This is a genomic window from Pseudomonas sp. 05N433 (assembly GCF_056396925.1).
In genome coordinates this window covers 141408-162400 of sequence record NZ_JBFTML010000001.1, presented here as the reverse complement: position 1 = coordinate 162400, position 20993 = coordinate 141408, and the positions used below count along the sequence as shown (strand labels likewise).

At 59.9% G+C, this 20993-nt stretch carries 16 protein-coding genes; 11 read left to right on the top strand and 5 right to left on the bottom strand.

Annotated elements, in window-relative coordinates; translation table 11 throughout:
• The first annotated feature begins 102 nt into the window (after nucleotides 1–102).
• From AC1DIS_RS00710 to AC1DIS_RS00700, 3 genes are all read left to right on the top strand, one after another.
• Nucleotides 103–3378, top strand: a complete 3276-nt coding sequence (locus AC1DIS_RS00710) for a transglutaminase family protein (protein ID WP_138866700.1) — start codon at nucleotides 103–105, stop codon at nucleotides 3376–3378.
• Between the two features lie 88 nt (nucleotides 3379–3466).
• On the top strand, nucleotides 3467–5953 hold the full coding sequence (locus tag AC1DIS_RS00705) for a circularly permuted type 2 ATP-grasp protein (protein WP_477744198.1): 2487 nt from the start codon (nucleotides 3467–3469) through the stop codon (nucleotides 5951–5953).
• A complete protein-coding gene (locus AC1DIS_RS00700) occupies nucleotides 5953–6843 on the top strand; it encodes a transglutaminase family protein (protein WP_477780710.1) in 891 nt (296 codons plus the stop codon). Before AC1DIS_RS00705 ends, AC1DIS_RS00700 begins: the two co-directional genes overlap by 1 nt.
• Nucleotides 6844–6972: 129 nt before the next feature.
• Here AC1DIS_RS00700 and AC1DIS_RS00695 read toward each other — a convergent pair whose 3' ends face one another.
• Complete coding sequence (locus tag AC1DIS_RS00695; RefSeq protein ID WP_018928487.1) at nucleotides 6973–7164, bottom strand: hypothetical protein; 192 nt, start codon at nucleotides 7162–7164, stop codon at nucleotides 6973–6975.
• 68 nt (nucleotides 7165–7232) lie between these two features.
• Nucleotides 7233–7820, bottom strand: a complete 588-nt coding sequence (locus tag AC1DIS_RS00690) for an LOG family protein (protein WP_477745541.1) — start codon at nucleotides 7818–7820, stop codon at nucleotides 7233–7235.
• Between the two features lie 345 nt (nucleotides 7821–8165).
• Between AC1DIS_RS00690 and azu the strand changes: the two genes are divergently transcribed.
• Entirely contained in the window at nucleotides 8166–8612 is a 447-nt protein-coding gene (gene azu / locus AC1DIS_RS00685) for an azurin (protein WP_064616027.1), read from the top strand.
• Between the two features lie 71 nt (nucleotides 8613–8683).
• Here the strand turns inward: azu and nadE are convergent, their stop codons facing one another.
• The 3 genes from nadE to AC1DIS_RS00670 form a co-directional block, all read right to left on the bottom strand.
• Nucleotides 8684–9511 carry an ammonia-dependent NAD(+) synthetase gene (gene nadE, locus AC1DIS_RS00680; protein ID WP_018928484.1) on the bottom strand — a complete coding sequence of 276 codons (828 nt, stop codon included), beginning with the start codon at nucleotides 9509–9511 and terminating at the stop codon, nucleotides 8684–8686.
• 4 nt (nucleotides 9512–9515) lie between these two features.
• On the bottom strand, nucleotides 9516–10742 hold the full coding sequence (gene pncB / locus AC1DIS_RS00675; RefSeq protein ID WP_019650677.1) for a nicotinate phosphoribosyltransferase: 1227 nt from the start codon (nucleotides 10740–10742) through the stop codon (nucleotides 9516–9518).
• Between the two features lie 272 nt (nucleotides 10743–11014).
• Complete coding sequence (locus tag AC1DIS_RS00670; RefSeq protein ID WP_477780709.1) at nucleotides 11015–11926, bottom strand: LysR family transcriptional regulator; 912 nt, start codon at nucleotides 11924–11926, stop codon at nucleotides 11015–11017.
• Between the two features lie 187 nt (nucleotides 11927–12113).
• On the opposite strand from AC1DIS_RS00670, the gene amaB reads away from it, so the two are divergent.
• From amaB to AC1DIS_RS00635, 7 genes are all read left to right on the top strand, one after another.
• Nucleotides 12114–13604 (top strand): L-piperidine-6-carboxylate dehydrogenase, encoded by a 1491-nt coding sequence (gene amaB / locus AC1DIS_RS00665; protein WP_018928481.1) that lies wholly within the window; start codon nucleotides 12114–12116, stop codon nucleotides 13602–13604.
• A 94-nt stretch (nucleotides 13605–13698) separates the two neighbouring features.
• Complete coding sequence (gene amaA, locus AC1DIS_RS00660) at nucleotides 13699–14982, top strand: L-pipecolate oxidase (RefSeq protein ID WP_018928480.1); 1284 nt, start codon at nucleotides 13699–13701, stop codon at nucleotides 14980–14982.
• 363 nt (nucleotides 14983–15345) lie between these two features.
• A complete protein-coding gene (locus tag AC1DIS_RS00655) occupies nucleotides 15346–16479 on the top strand; it encodes a branched-chain amino acid ABC transporter substrate-binding protein (RefSeq protein ID WP_018928479.1) in 1134 nt (377 codons plus the stop codon).
• A gap of 171 nt (nucleotides 16480–16650) precedes the next feature.
• Nucleotides 16651–17565, top strand: coding sequence for an ABC transporter permease subunit (locus tag AC1DIS_RS00650; protein ID WP_007939055.1), 915 nt, complete (start codon nucleotides 16651–16653; stop codon nucleotides 17563–17565).
• 3 nt (nucleotides 17566–17568) lie between these two features.
• Nucleotides 17569–18849 (top strand): high-affinity branched-chain amino acid ABC transporter permease LivM, encoded by a 1281-nt coding sequence (gene livM / locus AC1DIS_RS00645; RefSeq protein ID WP_477780708.1) that lies wholly within the window; start codon nucleotides 17569–17571, stop codon nucleotides 18847–18849.
• The gene (locus AC1DIS_RS00640) at nucleotides 18846–19718 is read left to right on the top strand and encodes an ABC transporter ATP-binding protein (protein WP_018928477.1); all 873 of its coding nucleotides are present in this window, start codon (nucleotides 18846–18848) and stop codon (nucleotides 19716–19718) included. The genes livM and AC1DIS_RS00640 overlap by 4 nt, the downstream gene beginning before the upstream one ends.
• Nucleotides 19715–20431 (top strand): ABC transporter ATP-binding protein, encoded by a 717-nt coding sequence (locus tag AC1DIS_RS00635; RefSeq protein WP_086944073.1) that lies wholly within the window; start codon nucleotides 19715–19717, stop codon nucleotides 20429–20431. The genes AC1DIS_RS00640 and AC1DIS_RS00635 overlap by 4 nt, the downstream gene beginning before the upstream one ends.
• Nucleotides 20432–20993 lie beyond the last annotated feature (562 nt).

Genomic DNA, 20993 nt, shown 5'->3' with positions numbered 1-20993 from the left:
GGTGCTGTACTGCACCGGGTCTGTTGATAAAGCGCAATGACCGCCGCTCTGGCATAAGTCTTGCGCGCTTTGTGTCTATGCCCTGGCTCGCAGGAGGCCGCCGTGTCGATTCATGTCGCATTGCATCACGTCACGCATTACCGCTACGACCGCGCCGTCGAGCTCGGTCCGCAGATCGTTCGCCTGCGCCCGGCTGCCCACAGCCGCACGCGGATACTGTCCTATGCGCTGAAAGTCTCGCCCGAGCAGCATTTCATCAACTGGCAACAAGACCCTCAGGGCAATTACCTGGCGCGGTTGGTGTTCCCGGAGAAAACCGATGAACTGAGGATCGAGGTCGACCTGCTGGCCGAGATGGCAGTCTTCAATCCCTTCGACTTCTTCCTCGAGCCCTACGCCGAGAAGATCCCTTTCGCCTATGCAGCGGATGAGCGCAAAGAGCTGGCGCCGTACCTGGAAACCTTGCCGCTGACGCCGACATTCAAGGCCTATCTGGACGGCATCGACCGCACGCCGCTGCCCAGCGTGGATTTCCTCGTCGCGATCAACCAGCGCCTGAGCGAAGACATCGGTTACCTGATTCGAATGGAGCCGGGCGTACAGACTCCGGAATACACCCTCGAACAGGCCTCCGGCTCCTGCCGCGACTCGGCGTGGTTGCTGGTGCAATTGCTGCGCAACCTCGGCCTGGCGGCGCGATTCGTCTCCGGTTACCTGATCCAGCTGACCGCCGACGTCAAAAGCCTCGACGGTCCCTCGGGTACCGAAGTGGATTTCACTGACCTGCATGCCTGGTGCGAAGTCTATTTGCCCGGTGCCGGCTGGATCGGCCTGGACGCAACCTCAGGGTTGTTTGCCGGTGAAGGACACATTCCGTTGGCGTGCAGCCCCGACCCATCCTCTGCGGCACCGATCAGTGGTTTGGTGGAACCGTGCGAGTGCGAATTCACCCACGAAATGTCGGTCGAGCGGATTTGGGAAGCGCCAAGGGTTACCAAACCCTACACCGAAGACCAATGGCTGGCGATTCAGGCATTGGGCCGGCAGATCGATGCTGATTTGCTCGAAGGTGACGTGCGCCTGACCATGGGCGGCGAGCCGACGTTCGTTTCCATCGATGACCCGGACGGCGCCGAGTGGAACACTGCCGCGCTCGGGCCAGACAAGCGTCGGCTGTCAGCCGAACTGTTCCAGCGCATGCGCAAGCATTACGCGCCCAAGGGCCTGGTGCATTTCGGTCAGGGCAAGTGGTACCCCGGCGAGCAACTGCCGCGCTGGTCGCTGAACTGCTATTGGCGCCGCGATGGCGTGCCGATCTGGCACAACAGCGCGCTGATTGCCGACGAGCGGGAAGATTACGGCGCCGATGGCGAACTGGCCGGGCGTTTCCTGGCGAGTGTCGCCGAACGCTTGAAAATTCCGACACGCTTTGTGTTCCCGGCCTACGAAGACAATTTCTATTACCTCTGGCGTGAAGGAACGTTGCCGCAGAACGTCAGCGCCGAAGACTCACGCCTGGAAGAACCTCTGGAGCGTGCGCGCCTGCGCAAAGTCTTCAGCCAAGGCCTGGACAAGGTCATCGGTCAGGTCCTGCCGCTGGCGCGCACCGCCAAGGGCGATCAATGGCAGAGCGGTCGCTGGTACCTGCGCGAGGAACACTGCCGGTTGGTGCCGGGGGATTCGCCACTGGGTTATCGCTTGCCGCTCGGTTCGCAGCCTTGGGTGAAAGCTGCGGAGTACCCATTCATTCATCCCACGGACCCGAATCAGGATTTCCCGGCGCTACCGGACACCGACCAGCTACGGAATCACGCTCAACCGAAAACGGCCGACGAACGTGTGCCCGAGATCGACCAGTCCGCCGACTGGCTGACCCGCACCGCGTTCTGCGCCGAAGCACGTGAAGGTCGGTTGTACCTGTTCATGCCGCCACTGGAGCGGGTCGAGGACTACCTGGAACTGGTCGCCGCCATCGAAGCCACCGCCGAGGAACTGCATTGCCCGGTATTGCTGGAAGGCTATGAACCGCCGAGCGATCCGCGCCTGAGCAACTTCCGCATTACCCCGGATCCGGGTGTGATCGAGGTCAACGTCCAGCCGTCCGCTACCTGGGACGAGTTGGTGGAACGTACCGAGTTTCTTTACGAAGAGGCGCGCCAGACCCGGCTGACCACCGAGAAATTCATGATCGACGGCCGGCACACCGGCACCGGCGGCGGTAACCATTTCGTCCTGGGGGGCGCGACCCCGGCTGACTCACCGTTTCTGCGCCGTCCCGACCTGCTGCGCAGCCTGATCAGCTACTGGCATAACCACCCGTCCTTGTCCTACCTGTTTTCCGGGCTGTTCATCGGCCCGACATCCCAGGCACCGCGGGTGGACGAAGCGCGCAACGATTCGCTGTATGAACTGGAAATCGCCTTCGCCCAGATGCCGGAGCCGGGCGAAGAATGCCCACCATGGCTGGTGGATCGCTTGTTGCGCAATTTGCTGATCGACGTGACTGGCAACACCCACCGCGCCGAGTTCTGCATCGACAAACTCTATTCACCGGACGGCGCCACCGGACGCCTTGGCTTGCTGGAACTGCGAGCCTTTGAAATGCCGCCCCATGCGCGCATGAGCCTGGCTCAGCAGTTGTTGTTGCGGGCGCTGGTGGCGCGGTTCTGGCGCGAGCCTTATGCACCGCCGAAACTGGCGCGCTGGGGCACCGAACTGCACGACCGGTTCTTGCTGCCGCACTTTATCGAGCAGGATTTCGCCGATGTGATCGTCGACCTGAATGCCGCCGGTTATCCGGTGCAGGCAGAGTGGTTCGCGGCGCATCTGGAGTTCCGTTTTCCCAAGGTCGGCGACTACGCCGTCAGCGGTATCGAACTGGAATTGCGTCAGGCGCTGGAGCCCTGGCATGTGTTGGGCGAAGAGGGCAGCGCGGGCGGTACGGTGCGTTATGTGGATTCGTCCCTGGAACGTTTGCAGGTCAAGCTGACGGGGTTGCCGCCGCAACGTTATCTGCTGACCTGCAATGGCATCCCGGTGCCGTTGCAACCTACCGGTCGGGTCGGCGAGTTCGTCGCCGGTGTACGTTTCCGTGCCTGGCAACCGTACAACTGTCTGCAACCGACTATCCCGGTCCACGCACCGCTGGTGTTCGACTTGCTCGACACCTGGATGGGGCGTTCGCTGGGTGGTTGTCAGTACCACGTCGCCCATCCGGGCGGGCGCAACTACGACAGCCTGCCGGTGAACGCCAATGAAGCCGAGAGCCGGCGGATGGCGCGTTTCTTCCGCATCGGACACACGCCTGGGAAACTTCCTGTACCGAAACTGGAAATCAACGACGAGCTGCCGATGACACTCGATTTGCGACGCTTTTAAACCGTACGCGACGCTCGGATTTTTCGTCTATCCGGGCGTCATGAGCCTGCGTTAGTCTGACCGTTCTTTGCTGTCTGACGAGCTTTCCATGCCTGACCTGCTTGACTGCTACCCGTTGACTGCGGGCACCTATCACGAACTGCTCGACAACAGCGGCGCCGTGCGCCCGCACTGGCGGCGGCTGTTCGATCAATTGCAACGCAGCACGCCAGCGCAACTGGTGCAGCGTCAGGCGCTGCTGACCCGACAGATTCAGGAAAACGGCGTGACCTACAACGTCTACGCCGACCCCAAGGGCGCTGATCGGCCATGGGAGCTGGATTTGTTGCCTCATGTGATTGCAGCCGATGAGTGGCAGCAGCTTTCGGCCGGGATCGCTCAACGGGCGCGTTTGCTCAATGCTGTGCTGGCGGACCTGTACGGTCCTCAACGCTTGATCGCCGAAGGCCTGCTGCCGGCTGAACTGGTGTTCGGTCATAACAACTTCCTCTGGCCTTGCCAGGGCATCGCACCGCCCGACGGGGCCTTTCTGCATCTGTATGCCGTGGATTTGGCGCGCACGCCTGACGGTCGCTGGTGGGTGACCGCCGACCGGACTCAAGCACCCTCCGGTGCCGGTTACGCCCTGGAAAACCGCACCATCGTGTCCCGGGCCTTCCCCGAGTTGTATCGCGACTTGAAGGTGCGGCACCTGGCCGGGTTCTTCCGCACACTTCAGGAAACACTCGCCCGGCAGGCGCCGAGCGACGATGAAGCGCCGCTGGTGGTCCTGCTGACACCGGGGCGTTTCAACGAAAGCTATTTTGAGCACTTGTACCTGGCTCGTCAGCTCGGTTATCCACTGGTGGAAGGCGGTGATCTGACCGTGCGCGATGCCACGGTCTATCTGAAAACCTTGAGCGGGTTGCGCCGGGTTCACGCGATCATGCGTCGGCTCGACGATGATTTCTGCGACCCGCTGGAGCTGCGCACCGACTCGGCCCTTGGCGTGCCGGGGCTGCTCGAAGCGGTGCGTCAGGGCCGGGTGCTGGTGGCCAACGCCCTCGGCAGCGGTGTGCTGGAGTCGCCGGGTTTGCTGGGCTTCCTGCCGAAAATCAATCAATTCCTGTTCGGTGAAGAGTTGATCCTGCCGTCCATCGCAACTTGGTGGTGCGGCGAAGCGCCGGTGCTGGCCCAGGCCCTGGAAAAACTGCCGGAGCTGTTGATCAAGCCGGCGTTTCCGTCGCAGAGCTTTGCACCGGTGTTTGGGCGTGATTTGAGTGAAAAACAGCGCCAGGCTCTGGCTGAGCGCATGCAGGCACGGCCTTATGCCTATGTTGCGCAAGAATTGGCGCAACTGTCCCAGGCGCCGATCTGGCAGGCCGAAGGCGGACAGTTGCAACCGCGAGCCATCGGCATGCGCGTGTATGCGGTGGCCAGTCGGGAGGGTTATCGAGTGCTGCCCGGTGGCCTGACCCGGGTTGCCGCCGAGGCCGATGCCGAAGCGGTGTCGATGCAACGCGGTGGCGCGAGCAAAGACACCTGGGTGTTGGGCGATCGCCCACCCAGCGGCGAACAATGGAAAGCCCAGCGCAACATTGGCGTTCACGATCTGGTACGTCGTGATCCGTATCTGCCATCGCGGGTGGTCGAGAACCTGTTCTGGTTCGGCCGTTATTGCGAGCGCTGCGATGACAGCGCGCGGCTGCTGCGGGTCATGCTCGCGCGCTATGTCGATGGCGATGACCCGCAAGCCCTGGAGGCGGCGGTCGATCTCGGTGAACGCCTGAATCTGTTGCCGGAGGAGGGTGAGTTGCCGCAGCGATTGCTGGCGGCGCTGCTCGGCGATGATTGGCCGTTCAGCCTGCGTTCCAATCTACAGCGTTTGCAGTGGGCGGCGTCGCAAGTACGCGGCAAGCTCTCGCGAGAGAACTGGCAAGCGCTGGTGGAGTTGCAGCGCGAGGCCATGGAGCTGGAAACCGAAGAGCCGGATTTCGGCGAGTTGCTGGACTTCCTCAACCGGTTGGTAATGTCGCTGGCGGCGCTGTCCGGCTTTGCCCTCGACGACATGACCCGGGACGAAGGCTGGCGTTTCCTGATGATCGGTCGGCGGATCGAACGGCTGCAATTTCTCAGCGGCAGTCTGGCGGCGTTTTTGCGCGGTGCCGGGGCTTTCGATCAGGCCGGGCTGGAATGGCTGCTGGAACTGGGTAACAGCAGCATCACCTACCGCTCGCGGTACCTGGCGGTGGCGCAATTGATCCCGGTGCTCGACCTGTTGCTGCTCGATGAACAAAACCCGCACGCGGTGCTGTTCCAGTTGAAACTGGTGACCCGTACGTTGAAGCGCTTGAATGACGACTTCGGCGCGCCGCGCGAAACAGGTCTGCTGCAGTTGGTGGAGCGGCTGGCGCACTTCGATCTGGGCTGCCTGGAGAACTCGCTGTTCGGCGAGGCCAGTGTTCATGCCGCCGTAGAGGGGCTGGCGGATCTGCTGCAAGAGATTGCCGATGCCAGCGGACAGGTGTCGGATCGCCTGGCCTTGCGCCATTTCGCCCATGTCGATGATGTCAGCCAGCGCACGGTGTCCGTCTGATGAGTGCCCATTACCAGATCTTCCACGACACCCATTATCACTACGACAGCCCGGTGTCCCTGGCCCAGCAACTGGCACATCTGTGGCCGCGGGCCTGTGCCTGGCAGCGCTGCACCGAGCAGCAGTTGCAGATCAGTCCCCAGCCGACTTCACGCCGGGATGAGCTGGATGTGTTCGGCAATCCGCTGACCCGGTTGGCGTTCGAGCGCCCCCACGATGAGTTGCTGGTCAACGCTCGGCTCACCGTCGAAGTGCTGGAACGGCCGTCACTGGACTTCAATCAATCGCCGGCCTGGGAAGCGACCTGCAACGCGCTGACCTACAGCAGTCAGCCACTCTTGCCTGCGTTGCTGGAAGCCTGCCGTTACCGCTTCGAATCGCCCTACGTGCATTTGAAACGCAGTTTCGTCGAGTTCTCCGAAAGTTGCTTTCCTGCTGGCCGGCCATTGCTGCTGGGTGTTCAAGCGTTGATGGAGAAGATCTTCAGCGAGTTCACCTTCGACGCCGAGGCGACCCAAGTGGCGACGCCGCTGGTGGAAGTGCTGGAGAGGCGTCGTGGGGTTTGCCAGGACTTCGCGCATTTGATGCTCGCGTGCCTGCGCTCCCGTGGGTTGGCGGYGCGGTATATCAGCGGCTATCTGCTGACACAGCCCCCACCGGGCCAGCCGCGGCTGATCGGCGCCGATGCGTCGCATGCGTGGGTGTCGGTGTTTTGCCCGGTGCTGGGTTGGGTGGATTTTGACCCGACCAACAATGTGCAACCGGCGCTGGAGCACATCACCCTGGCCTGGGGCCGGGACTTTTCCGATGTGTCGCCGTTGCGCGGGGTGATTCTGGGCGGTGGCAGCCATGATCCCGAAGTTCGGGTGACAGTGATGCCATTGGAATAGCGCAGACCCCATGCGGGAATGTGTTTTTTGGAGGAGAGTTTCAAATTGGCCTGTGAGGGCCAGCAACATCGTTGCTGACCCTGGACACAGATCCGGTGGGCCTGATCAGATCATCGGGCCCTGAGGGTCTCAGGCGTCGGGCGCCTGATCTTTCGGTGCTTCAACATCATCTTCTGCCGCCACTTCACCTTCTGCATCCGGGTTCAGTGCTGCTGCTTCTTCTTCAGCTGTAGCTTTCTTGCGCTGAAGCTTTTCCTCTTTCTTCTGCTCCTTGGCCAAGTCTCTCTGACGTTTGGCGAAGGAATAATTAGGTTTAGCCATGGGCGATCCTCTGGGGTCGAAGGTGAGGTTGAGCGGCGCATATTCTGCCCTGTATCGGCACCGAGCCGTTAGCTGGGTTTTTGCTCGGTCCATTTTGGCGGTACCGAGGGTTGCCAGGCGTCCAGTGCATCGAGCAGGGTTTGCGGTGATTCGCTCATTTGCAGCATGTCACGGTGCTGCCCGCGAACGAAGCCTTCGCCGACGATATGATCGAGAAAAGACGTCAACTTGCTGTAGAAACCGTTCACTTCCAGCAAACCCAGCGGTTTGCCGTGATAACCGAGCTGGCCCCAGGTCCAGACTTCGAACAGCTCTTCCAGCGTGCCCAGACCGCCTGGCAGGGCAATGAAGGCATCGCTGAGCTCGGCCATTCGCGCCTTGCGCGCATGCATGCCGTCGACCACTTCCAGGCGGGTCAGGCCGCTGTGGCCGATTTCCTTGTCCTTGAGGCTCTGCGGAATGATCCCGATCACTTCGCCGCCGGCCGCCAGTGCGGCATCTGCCACAATTCCCATCAGCCCGACGGCGCCCCCGCCATAGACCAGGGTCAGATTGCGCTCGGCCAATGCTCGCCCCAGGGCGACAGCCGCCTCACGATAAGCCGGATTGGTGCCGGTGCTGGCACCGCAAAATACACAAACGGACGTTAAAGACATGCCTTGCTCCATGGTCAATCAGGACCACAGAGTAAAGGCAGGCTCGCATCGTTCCAAGGGTTAAACCGCGCGTTCAGGTGTTTCGTAAGTGCCACTGGCGCCACAGGCGTAGGCGGCCAACAAACTGCTCAACAAGCTGCTGAAAGACATGACAGGCGCTCCAGGTGAGTAATGATGGCCCTGATGATAGGGCCGTCCCAGACGTCTGGCTGGTAGATTGTTTCGATGGGGGTCATAGCCCGAAAGTTGTATACAATTTTTGATTCAGGTCATAGGAACTTGCGAAGATTTCAGGCAGTCTTCTGTCCATTCGCACTTTTGTTAACCCTGCCTTGGAGATTCACCATGTTTGCCAAACTTGTTGCGGTATCCCTGCTGACACTGGCCAGCAGCCAATTGATGGCTGCCGAGTGCAAAACGACCATCGACTCCACCGATCAGATGTCCTTCAACACCAAGGCCATTGAAATCGACAAAAGCTGCAAGACCTTCACCGTTGAACTGACCCACTCCGGCAGCCTGCCAAAAAACGTCATGGGCCATAACCTGGTGATCAGCAAAGAGGCTGACATGCAGCCGATCGCCACCGACGGCCTGTCGGCTGGCATCGACAAGAATTACCTGAAAGAAGGTGATACCCGTGTCATCGCTCACACCAAAGTCATCGGCGCTGGCGAAAAGGACTCTCTGACCATCGATGTGTCGAAGCTCAATGCAGCCGAAAAATACGGCTTCTTCTGCTCGTTCCCGGGCCACATCTCGATGATGAAAGGCACGGTTACACTGAAGTAATCGATTCAAACGCATAAAAAAAGCGTCCACCCGGGACGCTTTTTTTGTGCTCATTTCTACAGGGGACAGAATCAAGGCGCGAACGGCATCACACGCTTGTGATGTGTTTTCTTGTACGTATCACAAATGATCTTGAACGCTTCCTCGCGCACCGGTTCGCCGTGCAGGAAGGCGTCGATCTCGGCGTAGGTCACGCCGTGGGATGCTTCGTCCGGTTTGCCCGGCGACAGGTCTTCGAGGTCGGCGGTCGGGATTTTCTCCACCAGCGACTCTGGCGCGCCGAAGCTGCGGGCAATCGCCCGGACCTGGTTTTTCACCAGGCCGCTCAGCGGTGCGAGGTCGCAGGCGCCGTCACCGAACTTGGTGAAGAAACCCATCACGGCTTCTGCCGCGTGGTCGGTGCCGATCACCAGGCCATGAGCCGCACCGGCGATGGTGTATTGCGCGACCATGCGCATCCGCGCCTTGGTATTGCCCAATACGAAATCCACCCAGACGGCCTCTTTGCCTTCGAAGGCTGCCACTTCGCCGGCCAGGGATTTGACTGCGGGGCCGATGTTCACCGTGTGGCGTTCGTCCGGGGCGATGAAGTCCACCGAGGCCTGGGCATCGTGTTCATCGAACTGCGTCTGGTACGGCAGGCGCACGGCGATGAACTTGTAGCTGTTATCACCGGTACGCTCACGCAGTTCACGGATGGCGCGTTGGGCCAGTAGGCCGGCGGTCAGGGAATCGACGCCGCCGCTGATACCGAGCACCAGGGTCTTGAGCCCGGAATTGACCAGGCAATCCTGAATGAAGGTGATTCGCCGGGCGACTTCAGCCTCAAGGGCGAGTTGATCCACGAACGGCGGTTGGACCTTGAGCTGTTCAGCAATCTCACGCTGTACGGCTTGCATGAATTCACTCCTTGCTTGATGTACTGGAAAGGGTGGCAGGTACTTGGAAAACGTGTCGCAAATAGGCGACGAAATTCGGGTCTTTGCAGTGAGTCTTGCCAGGCTCATCAGAAATCTTGGCCACCGGTTGGCCGTTGCATGCAGTCATTTTAAGCACGATGCTCATCGGTTCGACACCCGGAATATCGCAGGTCAGGTTAGTGCCGATGCCGAAACTGACATTGATCCGACCACGTAACGCCCGAAAAATCTCCAGAGACTTGGGCAACGTCAGGCTGTCGGAAAACACCAGGGTCTTGCTCATCGGGTCGATGCCCAGCTTGTGATAGTGGGCGATGGCCTTTTCCGCCCAGAGCACCGGGTCACCGGAGTCGTGACGCAAGCCGTCGAAGAGCTTGGCAAAGAACAGGTCGAAATCGCCGAGAAACGCATCGGAAGTGATGCAGTCGGTCAGGGCGATCCCCAGCAGGCCACGGTACTCGCGGACCCAGCAGTCGAGGGCGGCGATCTGGCTGTCGATCAACCGCGGACCGAGTTGCTGGTGGGCCATGATCCATTCGTGGGCCATGGTGCCCAGCGGCTTCATATCCAGCTCGCGGGACAGATGCACGTTGCTGGTGCCGACGAAGCGACCGGGGAAGTCGTGCTTGAGCACGTTTACCACTTCTTCCTGCACGCGATACGAGAAGCGCCGGCGAGTGCCGAAATCGGCTACCTGCAACTCGGACAATTCATCGGTGCTGGCGTTGGCGGTCAACCAGTCGAACTTGCGATAGAGCTGCTCACGGGCCTGTTCCAGGACGATTTCCCGGTAGCGATAGCGGTTGCGCACTTCGCTGACCATGGCCAGCAACGGCACTTCGAACAGAATCACGTGCAGCCACGGCCCGCGCAGGCGGATGAACAACTCGCCGTTTTCAATGCCGGTGTGGATATAGCGCAGATTGAAACGGAACAGCCCGAGAAAGCGCAGGAAGTCCGGTTTCAGGAAGCTGATGCGCTCCAGGAAGCTCAACTGATCGGCGCTCAGGCTCAACTCGGCCAGGCGCTCGATCTGGAAACGGATCTCCGCCAGGTATGGGCGCAGATCCTCGCTGTTACGGCAACGAAACTCCCATTCGACTTCCACGTTAGGGTAGTTGTGCAGCACCGCCTGCATCATCGTCAGTTTGTAGAAGTCGGTGTCGAGCAGGTTCTGCACGATGCGATCGGCAAACACACTCTCGCTCATAACGGGGTCTCCAGGCGGGTCGCGGCCCGTGGCAGCGACGTTGCAGCTGTTTCAATGAATGGGGCTAGTGGCGCATATCAGCGGTGAGGATTGCCAGCAATTTTTTAGACGCTAGAGATTTCCGTGGCGAGGGGGCTTGTCCCCGTTCGGCTGCGCAGCAGTCGTAAATTTCGCATGCGCGATCTGTCTGAGGGACCGCGATTGCAGGTTTTGGGGTCGCTACGCGACCCAACGGGGGCAAGCCCCCTCGCCACAGAGTTTTGCGTGATATTTCAACTTTGCGGTGCATTCGGATTGTCCATCTGCTCCAGCATCCACTTCACAAAATCCCGCACCTTGGGCACTTCCGCCGAGTGCTCCGGATACGCCAGGTAATAGGCGTCGGTGCTGGGCATTGCATGCTGCCAGGGAATGACCAACTTGCCGTCGGCCAATTCCTCTTCCACCAGAAACTTCGGTAGCAACGCTACACCACAGCCGACTTGGGCGGCGCGGATGCACATATAGAACGTTTCGAAACGCGGGCCGTGGTAGCTGTGTTCGGTGTGGTAGCCCTGGCTGTCGAACCAATCGTGCCAGGCCTGGGGGCGGGAAGCGTTTTGCAGCAGGACCAGGTCGGTGAGTTGGGTCGGATCGGTGAACGGCGTGTCCGGCAGACTGCCCGGGGCGCACACAGGAACAAGCTCTTCGCCGAACAGCTTCAGGCATTCGGTGCCGGGCCGTGAGCCCTGGCCGAAGTAGAACGCCAGGTCGCTACGACCTTGCAGCAGGTCGTCGGCTTCCTGTTCGCTGCACAGGTCCAGATGGATTGACGGATGACGCAGGCGCCAGCCTTTCAAGCGTGGCACCAGCCAGCGCGCGCCGAAGGTCGGAGGCGTGGAGACGCGCAAGACTTCGGTGTCTCCGCCGTAGGAACGCAGGTAATGGGTCGACATTTCGACTTGGGTGAGGATTTTTCGCACCTCCACCAAATACAAATCGCCAGCGGGGGTCATTTGCAGGCGTCGGCGCACCCGGCGGAACAACAGGTGCTGCAACAACTCTTCGAGTTGCGCGACCTGTTTGCTCACGGCGCTCTGGGTCAGGTTCAGCTCTTCGGYGGCGCGGGTGAAGCTCAAATGCCGGGTCACGGCCTCGAAACACTGCAGCGCAGTGATCGACGGCAAGTAGCGTTTATTCAGCATCGGTTCTCCTTGTTCTTGTCTCTCTACGTGGCACGCGTGTTACCGGCAGATTCGCAGCATGAATAAACGGAATGATATCTCGCTTAATCGTCGTTTGTTGGAGAACCTCGGGAGCGCTAAAACTACAGGTCAGATCAGTCGAATAAATCCGGCTGCACGTTTTCTGTTTCTGCTCGAGGAGTGACCCATGGTTGCCGCATTGCTTGATCGTCTTGGTGTGAACCCGGCCCTGTACCAGAACGGCAAAGTGCCGGTGCATTCGCCCATCGACGGTAGTCGGATTGCCGCCGTGAACTGGGAAGGCGCCGCTGAAGTCGAGCAGCACATCAGTCGCGCAGATCATGCGTTCGAATTGTGGCGCAAGGTGCCGGCGCCGCGCCGTGGCGAACTGGTTCGTCAATTGGGCGACATCCTGCGCGAGTACAAGGCCGATCTCGGTGAGCTGGTTTCCTGGGAAGCCGGCAAGATCACTCAGGAAGGCCTGGGTGAAGTTCAGGAAATGATCGACATCTGCGACTTCGCGGTCGGTCTGTCCCGTCAGTTGTACGGTTTGACCATCGCCTCCGAGCGCCCTGGCCACCACATGCGCGAAACCTGGCACCCGCTGGGCATCGTCGGCGTGATCAGCGCGTTCAACTTCCCGGTCGCCGTCTGGGCCTGGAACGCGACGCTGGCGCTGGTCTGCGGCAACCCGGTGATCTGGAAGCCGTCGGAGAAAACCCCGCTGACCGCGCTGGCCTGTCAGGCGCTGTTCGACCGTGTCCTGAAGAACTTCAGCGACGCCCCGCCGCACCTGAGCCAAGTGATCATCGGTGGTCGCGATGCAGGCGAAGCCCTGGTCGATGACCCGCGTGTCGCGCTGATCAGCGCTACCGGCAGCACCCGCATGGGCCGCGAAGTGGCGCCGAAAATCGCCGCACGTTTCGCCCGTAGCATTCTGGAACTGGGCGGTAATAACGCGATGATCCTCGGCCCAAGCGCCGATCTGGACATGGCCGTACGGGCGATTCTGTTTAGCGCCGTCGGCACTGCCGGTCAGCGTTGCACCACCTTGCGTCGCCTGATTGCCCACGAATCGGTGAAAGAAGAAATCGTCACCCGCCTGAAAGCCGCTTACTCCAAGGTGCGCATCGGCCATCCACTGGAAGGCAACCTGATCGGGCCGCTGATCGACAAACACAGCTTCGACAACATGCAGGACGCGCTGGAGCAAGCCTTGAGCGAAGGCGGCCGGGTGTTTGGCGGCCAGCGTCAGCTGGAAGACAAATTCCCCAACGCTTACTACGTTTCACCAGCCATCGTCGAAATGCCGGAACAAAGCGATGTGGTGCGCGACGAAACCTTCGCGCCAATTCTGTACGTGATCGGTTACACCGATTTCGAAGAGGCATTGCGCCTGAACAACGCCGTGCCACAAGGCCTGTCGTCGTGCATCTTCACCACCGACGTGCGTGAAGCCGAGCGGTTCATGTCGGCGGTGGGCAGCGATTGCGGCATTGCCAACGTCAACATCGGCCCGAGCGGCGCGGAAATCGGCGGCGCGTTCGGCGGCGAGAAGGAAACGGGCGGCGGTCGTGAGTCGGGCTCCGATGCATGGCGCGGGTACATGCGCCGCCAGACCAACACCGTGAACTATTCGCTGGAATTGCCGTTGGCTCAGGGGATTACGTTCGATTAAGCAGCAAGCGACAAGCTGTTGATCGATCGTTCCCACGCTCTGCGCGGGAACGATCGATGGTGTGTTGGTTAGGTTTCATTTTCGGAGTCTGGCAATGCCGTTACGCGAAGAGTGTCTGTGGGAAAAACTGACGCCGCAAAGGCCCGACAATGCGGCGCTCAAGGGTGAGGTGACGGTGGATGTCTGCGTCATCGGTGCCGGTTTCACCGGGCTGTCGGCGGCGGTGCATCTGCTGGAGCAAGGCAAAAGTGTCTGTGTGCTGGAAGCGCATCGCGCCGGCCATGGCGGGTCGGGGCGTAACGTCGGGCTGGTCAACGCGGGGATGTGGATTCCTCCGGACGAAATCGAAGCCGGTTTTGGCAAGGCGGTCGGCAGTCAGCTCAACCGTATGCTCGGAGCCGCGCCGTCGCTGGTGTTCAGCCTGGTCGACAAATACAACATCGATTGCCAGTTGCGCCGCGAAGGCACGCTGCACATGGCGCACAACGCGCGTGGCGAGGCGGACCTGCGCAGTCGCGAAGAACAATGGAAACGTCGTGGGGCACCGGTGGAATTGTTGACCGGAGCTGCCTGCGAACAAGCCACGGGCACCCGGAAGATCGCCGCCGCGCTGCTCGACCGGCGTGCCGGCACGATCAACCCGATGGCCTACACCACGGGGCTGGCCAACGCGGCTATCGGCCTTGGCGGTCAGTTGTTCGATCATTCCCCGGTGACCCGACTCGAACGTCAGGGCCAGCGCTGGTCGGTGCAGACCGCCCAGGGTTCGGTGCTGGCCGAACAGGTGGTGATCGCCTCCAATGCCTATACCGAAGGCGACTGGACGGAGCTGCGTCGCAACTTCTTCCCCGGTTATTACTATCAAGTGGCTTCGGTGCCGCTGACCGAAGACGCCGCGCAGCAAATTCTGCCCGGTGGTCAGGGTTCCTGGGACACCCGGCAAGTGCTCAGCAGCATCCGTCGTGATGCCGAGGGGCGGTTGTTGCTCGGCAGTCTCGGCAATGGCAACCAGAAACCGACCTGGTTCCTCAAAGCCTGGGCCGATCGGGTTCAGCAGCATTACTTCCCCTACCTGAAACCGGTGGAATGGGAATGCACCTGGACCGGTTGCATCGCCTTCACCCCCGATCATTTGATGCGCCTGTTCGAGCCGGCACCGGGTCTGGTGGCCGTTACTGGTTACAACGGTCGAGGCGTGACCACCGGCACAGTGGTCGGCAAAGCCTTCGCCGACTACTTGTGTAACGGAAATCCTCAAGCCCTGCCGATTCCCTTCGCACCCATGCAGCCATTGGCGGGCGTGGGGCTGCGAAGCTGCCTGTATGAGGCCGGTTTTTCGCTGTATCACGCGGGCCAGTGCCTGCGGATCGTGATCTGATTGTTGAAATATGTTGCTGGAAGCAGCGCTTTTCAGCGAAGCGGCTAGCCTGTAATGGTGCGGGTTGTAGCAGTTGTGCACCGGCAGTGTGCAGTTCGGTGACGCGGGCTGTTACAGGCAGGTTGCACATCGTTTGGCGCTGCGGTTGCAATGATGGCGCATGCGGGTTGCGCCTTTTGAAATAAATGGTTTCACCTCCCGCGGTTTAGACGGTTGCACGCCCAATGAAAATGGGATCGAAACAGTCGAAATAACAAGAAAGCAGCGACTTTTTTCAGAATAAAAAACCGATGGCACGGCCCTTGCTCTGAGCATTCAGTGAAGTCGCAGTGCCAACTAAAAAAAACCTTGGAGCACCACCTCATGTCCCAGACGTTTTACAAGAAAGGCTTTCTGGCCCTCGCAGTGGCAGCTGCGTTGGGTGTTTCTGCGTTTGCACAGGCTGATGTGAAAATCGGTGTGGCCGGCCCTATGACAGGCGCCAACGCGGCATTTGGCGAGCAGTACATGAAGGGTGCACAGGCAGCCGCTGATGCGGTCAACGCCGCCGGCGGTGTCAACGGGGAAAAAATCGTACTGGTCAAAGGCGATGACGCCTGCGAGCCGAAGCAGGCTGTGACGGTCGCCAAAGACCTGACTGAAAAGAAAGTCGTTGGTGTGGTAGGTCACTTCTGCTCCTCGTCGACCATCCCTGCCTCCGAGATCTACGATGAAGCCGGCATCATCACGATCACCCCAGGTTCCACCAACCCCAAGGTGACCGAGCGCGGCCTGAGTGCCATGTTCCGCATGTGCGGGCGTGACGACCAGCAAGGTATCGTGGCTGGCGACTATATCGTCGACGTGCTCAAGGGCAARAAAGTCGCCGTGCTGCACGACAAGGACACCTATGGCCAAGGCTTGGCAGATGCCACCAAGGCTCAACTGATCAAGCGCGGCGTAACGCCAGTGCTGTATGAAGGCCTGACTCGCGGCGAGAAAGACTTCAGCGCCGTCGTCACCAAGATCCGTGCGGCCGGTGCCGACGTCGTCTACTTCGGCGGCTTGCACCCGGAAGCCGGTCCACTGGTTCGGCAACTGCGTGAACAGGGCCTCAAAGACGTCAAGTTCATGTCCGATGACGGCATCGTGACTGACGAACTGGTGACCACCGCCGGTGGCCCACAGAACGTTGATGGCGTACTGATGACCTTCGGCGCCGACCCACGTCTGCTGCCAGACAGCAAGACCGTGGTAGACGCCTTCCGCAAGGCCGGCACCGAACCTGAAGGCTACACCCTGTACGCCTACGCTTCGGTCCAGACCCTGGCCGCAGCGTTCAATGGCGCCAAATCCAACAAGGGCGAAGACGCTGCCAAATGGCTGAAAGCCAACCCGGTCAAGACCGTCATGGGCGAGAAGACCTGGGACAGCAAGGGCGACCTGAAAGTCTCCGACTACGTGGTTTACAAGTGGGACAAGGACGGCAAATACCACCAGCTGGAAAAACAGAAGTGATATGAGCGGTTGATCTGCCCGGCGCCTTGCGCGCCGGGCAGTCCTGAAACATGTCCGTGCAGTACCTGTCTTTTCTCGTAGAGCTGCACACAACCGAGTTGCGCCGGCGGCTGAACCCCGGTCCGTCGCACCCGGCTTCTGTGCAGTCTCTCAAGTGCGTGAGATTGCGTTATGGATGGTATTTTCCTGCAGCAACTGGTCAACGGCCTGACCCTCGGGTCGGTCTATGGCCTGATCGCCATCGGCTACACAATGGTCTATGGCATCATCGGCATGATCAACTTCGCCCATGGCGAGGTTTACATGATCTCTGCGTACCTCGCGGCGATCAGTCTGGCTCTGCTGGCTTACTTCGGTATTGAATCCTTCCCGCTGCTGATGCTCGGCACCCTGGTTTTCACCATCATCGTCACCGCGGTGTATGGCTGGGTCATTGAGCGTGTCGCTTACAAACCGCTGCGCAACTCCACCCGACTGGCACCGCTGATCAGCGCCATCGGTATTTCCCTGATCCTGCAAAATTATGCACAGATCAGTCAGGGTGCCCGTCAACAGGGTGTACCAACACTGCTGACCGGTGCATGGCGAGTTGAAGTCGGGAGCGGCTTCGTTCAACTCACCTACACCAAAATCTTCATTCTGGTTGCCGCATTCGTCGGCATGGGCTTGCTGACCTATGTCATCAAGTACACCAAACTCGGCCGCATGTGCCGCGCCACCCAGCAAGACCGCAAGATGGCTTCGATCCTGGGGATCAACACCGATCGGGTGATTTCCTACGTGTTCATCATCGGTGCGGCGATGGCGGCCCTGGCCGGTGTGCTGATCACCATGAACTACGGCACGTTCGACTTCTACGCAGGCTTCGTCATCGGGATCAAGGCGTTCACTGCGGCAGTGCTCGGCGGGATCGGCTCACTGCCCGGCGCCATGCTGGGGGGGATCATTCTCGGGATCTCCGAGTCGCTGTTCTCGGGGCTGGTCAACTCGGATTACAAAGACGTTTTCAGCTTCTCGCTGCTCGTTCTTGTTCTGGTCTTTCGGCCTCAAGGCCTGCTTGGCCGTCCTCTTGTGTCGAAGGTGTAAGCGATGTCTTCAACCACTAAAACCATTGATGTCAAAAAAAGCCTGGTTGACGCGATTCTTGCCGGCCTCATCGCCCTGATTGTGTTCGGCCCGATTGTTGGTGTGGTCCTCGACGGCTACGGCTTCAACCTGCAGCCGACGCGCGTGGCGTGGATAGTCGCCATTGTCATGGCTGGCCGCTTTGCCCTGAGCCTGTTCTTGCAAACCCCCAAAGGCCTGAGAATTCTCGAAGGCTTCGAGAGCACCGGTTCCGGGGTTCATGTTCTGGCGCCTGATTACAAATCCCGGTTGCGCTGGGTCGTCCCGCTGGTGATCGTTGTCGCCGTGGTATTCCCGTTCTTCTCCAACTCTTACCTGTTGGGCGTGGTCATCCTTGGGTTGATCTACGTGCTGCTGGGCCTGGGTCTGAACATCGTGGTCGGTCTGGCTGGCCTGCTCGACCTGGGTTATGTGGCGTTCTATGCCATCGGCGCTTACGGCCTGGCGCTCGGTTACCAATACCTGGGGCTGGGCTTCTGGACGGTGCTGCCTTTGGCGGCGATCACTGCCGGGCTGGCGGGGTGCATCCTGGGTTTCCCGGTGCTGCGTCTGCACGGCGACTATCTGGCAATCGTGACCCTGGGCTTTGGTGAAATCATCCGGTTGATCCTCAACAACTGGTTGTCCCTGACCGGTGGCCCGAATGGCATGGCGGCGCCGTTGCCAACTTTCTTCGGTCTCGAATTCGGAAAGCGGGCGAAGGACGGCGGGGTACCTTTTCATGAGTTCTTCGGCATCGCCTACAACCCGGACGTGAAGTACTACTTCATTTATGCGGTGTTGTTCCTGGTGGTGCTGGCCGTGCTGTACATCAAGCATCGCTTGACCCGCATGCCGGTCGGTCGCGCATGGGAAGCTTTGCGTGAAGACGAAATCGCCTGTCGCTCCATGGGTCTGAATCACGTACTGGTCAAACTGTCGGCGTTCACCATCGGCGCATCGACAGCGGGCCTGGCCGGCGTGTTTTTCGCGACCTATCAGGGCTTTGTGAACCCGACCTCATTCACCTTCTTCGAATCGGCATTGATCCTCGCCATCGTGGTACTTGGCGGCATGGGTTCGACCATCGGCGTGGTGATGKCAGCATTCGTGTTGACCGTCGCTCCAGAACTGCTGCGCGGCTTCGCTGAATATCGCGTGCTGCTGTTCGGCATCCTGATGGTGTTGATGATGATTTGGCGACCGCGCGGCCTGATCCGGATCAGCCGTACCGGTGTGACCCCGCGTAAAGGAGTAGCGCCATGAGTGAAGTCGTACTCTCGGTCGAGAACCTGATGATGCACTTCGGTGGCATCAAGGCGTTGAGTGACGTCAGCCTGAAGGTCAAGCGCAACTCGATCTTCGCGTTGATCGGCCCCAACGGCGCGGGCAAGACCACTGTGTTCAACTGCTTGACCGGGTTCTATAAAGCGTCCGGCGGGCATATCGAGCTCAACACCCGTGGGGTGAAGACCAACGTCATCAAAATGCTCGGGGAGCCGTTCAAGGCAACCGATTTCGTTTCGCCGAAAAGCTTCATCAGCCGGCTCCACTACAAGATGTTCGGTGGCACGCACCTGATCAACCGTGCCGGTCTGGCGCGGACTTTCCAGAACATTCGCCTGTTCAAGGAGATGTCGGTACTGGAAAACCTGCTGGTAGCCCAGCACATGTGGGTCAACCGCGGCATGCTGGCCGGCATCCTCAACACCAAGGGTTATCGCAAGGCCGAAAGCGATGCACTGGACCACGCCTTCTACTGGCTGGAAGTGGTGGACCTGGTGGACTGCGCCAACCGTCTGGCCGGTGAACTGTCCTATGGTCAGCAACGCCGTCTGGAGATCGCCCGGGCCATGTGTACCCGGCCGCAGATCATCTGCCTCGACGAACCGGCCGCCGGCCTCAACCCTCAGGAAACCGAAGCGCTGAGCGCGATGATCCGGCTGCTGCGTGACGAGCATGATCTGACCGTGGTGTTGATCGAGCACGACATGGGCATGGTCATGAGCATTTCCGACCACATCGTGGTGCTGGACCACGGCGTTGTCATCGCCGAGGGCGGGCCTGATGCGATCCGACACGATCCGAAAGTGATTGCCGCCTATCTGGGCGCCGACGAAGAGGAACTGGTATGAGTCAACCGATCCTCGAACTGAAAGAGATCGACGTGTTCTACGGACCGATCCAGGCCCTGAAGAAAGTCTCGTTGCACATCAATGAAGGGGAGACCGTCAGCCTGATCGGCTCCAACGGTGCCGGCAAGTCGACCCTGCTGATGTCGATTTTCGGTCAGCCACGGGCGACTGACGGGCAAATCGTCTATCAGGGTGTGGATATCACTCACAAGTCGTCCCACTACATCGCCTCCAACGGTATCGCTCAGTCGCCGGAAGGCCGCCGGGTGTTCCCCGACATGACCGTCGAGGAAAACCTGCTGATGGGCACCATCCCGATCGGTGACAAGTACGCCGCCGAGGACATGGAGCGCATGTTCGAGCTGTTTCCGCGGCTCAAGGAACGGCGTAACCAGCGGGCCATGACCATGTCCGGTGGTGAGCAGCAAATGCTCGCCATTGCCCGGGCGTTGATGAGCCGCCCCAAGCTGTTGCTGCTCGATGAGCCGAGCCTGGGGCTGGCGCCGATTGTGGTGAAACAGATCTTCGCGACCCTGCGGGAACTGGCCAAGACGGGCATGACCATCTTTTTGGTGGAGCAGAACGCCAACCATGCCCTCAAGCTGTCGGACCGGGCGTACGTGATGGTCAACGGGCAGATCCGCCTCACCGGCACCGGCAAGGAGCTGCTGGTGAACGAGGAGGTGCGTAACGCCTATCTCGGCGGGCACTAAACCGAAGAGCCTGGAAAACGCCCTGACGAACTCAGGGCGTTTTTTTATGCCCGCACAATCCCTACACGAGGCTGTGGTTTGAGGTAAAGGGAAATTGTGGAAAACAATATTCATGACCTCTCAAAGCGCGACATAAAGCCGCTGCAAATTGCTGTTTTGTCACGGTTTTGACTTGTCCCCGTTTGCTGTGGAGCTGGCTGTGAATAACGTGGGAGTAGCTGGCTGTAAGCCTTTGAATACGTGGCTTTCAGAGGGATGACTGTTTTTTGATCAGGTGCTTTTGGCGAACCTGAAGTGGGCATTGTCAACCTTTTTGTTATGAGCGAAGCCGGTGTGAGCCGAGGTGGACAAGCCTGTGGATAAGTCTGTGGTTAAACTCTGGAAAGACTCGGCTGAGGGCCGTGGTTGCTGGCTTGGCGCCATCGTCGCTATGACCGCTCAGTCGTGCAAATTGCCCTGGACTACACAGCGGATGCCTCAGGGTCAAGCAAAAAACTTTCAAATATGCCCGCAAAGCCTTGTGGATAGCGGCTTGCAGCTTTTCCACTTGCCCCCGGAAACT

What these genes read in the sequence shown, in the direction of transcription:
- AC1DIS_RS00705 (WP_477744198.1), top strand. Translation starts at nt 3,467, where the DNA reads ATGCCTGACCTGCTTGACTGCTACCCGTTGACTGCGGGCACCTATCAC.
- AC1DIS_RS00695 (WP_018928487.1), bottom strand. Translation starts at nt 7,164, where the DNA reads ATGGCTAAACCTAATTATTCCTTCGCCAAACGTCAGAGAGACTTGGCC.
- AC1DIS_RS00690 (WP_477745541.1), bottom strand. Translation starts at nt 7,820, where the DNA reads ATGTCTTTAACGTCCGTTTGTGTATTTTGCGGTGCCAGCACCGGCACC.
- azu (WP_064616027.1), top strand. Translation starts at nt 8,166, where the DNA reads ATGTTTGCCAAACTTGTTGCGGTATCCCTGCTGACACTGGCCAGCAGC.
- nadE (WP_018928484.1), bottom strand. Translation starts at nt 9,511, where the DNA reads ATGCAAGCCGTACAGCGTGAGATTGCTGAACAGCTCAAGGTCCAACCG.
- pncB (WP_019650677.1), bottom strand. Translation starts at nt 10,742, where the DNA reads ATGAGCGAGAGTGTGTTTGCCGATCGCATCGTGCAGAACCTGCTCGAC.
- amaB (WP_018928481.1), top strand. Translation starts at nt 12,114, where the DNA reads ATGGTTGCCGCATTGCTTGATCGTCTTGGTGTGAACCCGGCCCTGTAC.
- amaA (WP_018928480.1), top strand. Translation starts at nt 13,699, where the DNA reads ATGCCGTTACGCGAAGAGTGTCTGTGGGAAAAACTGACGCCGCAAAGG.
- AC1DIS_RS00650 (WP_007939055.1), top strand. Translation starts at nt 16,651, where the DNA reads ATGGATGGTATTTTCCTGCAGCAACTGGTCAACGGCCTGACCCTCGGG.
- AC1DIS_RS00640 (WP_018928477.1), top strand. Translation starts at nt 18,846, where the DNA reads ATGAGTGAAGTCGTACTCTCGGTCGAGAACCTGATGATGCACTTCGGT.
- AC1DIS_RS00635 (WP_086944073.1), top strand. Translation starts at nt 19,715, where the DNA reads ATGAGTCAACCGATCCTCGAACTGAAAGAGATCGACGTGTTCTACGGA.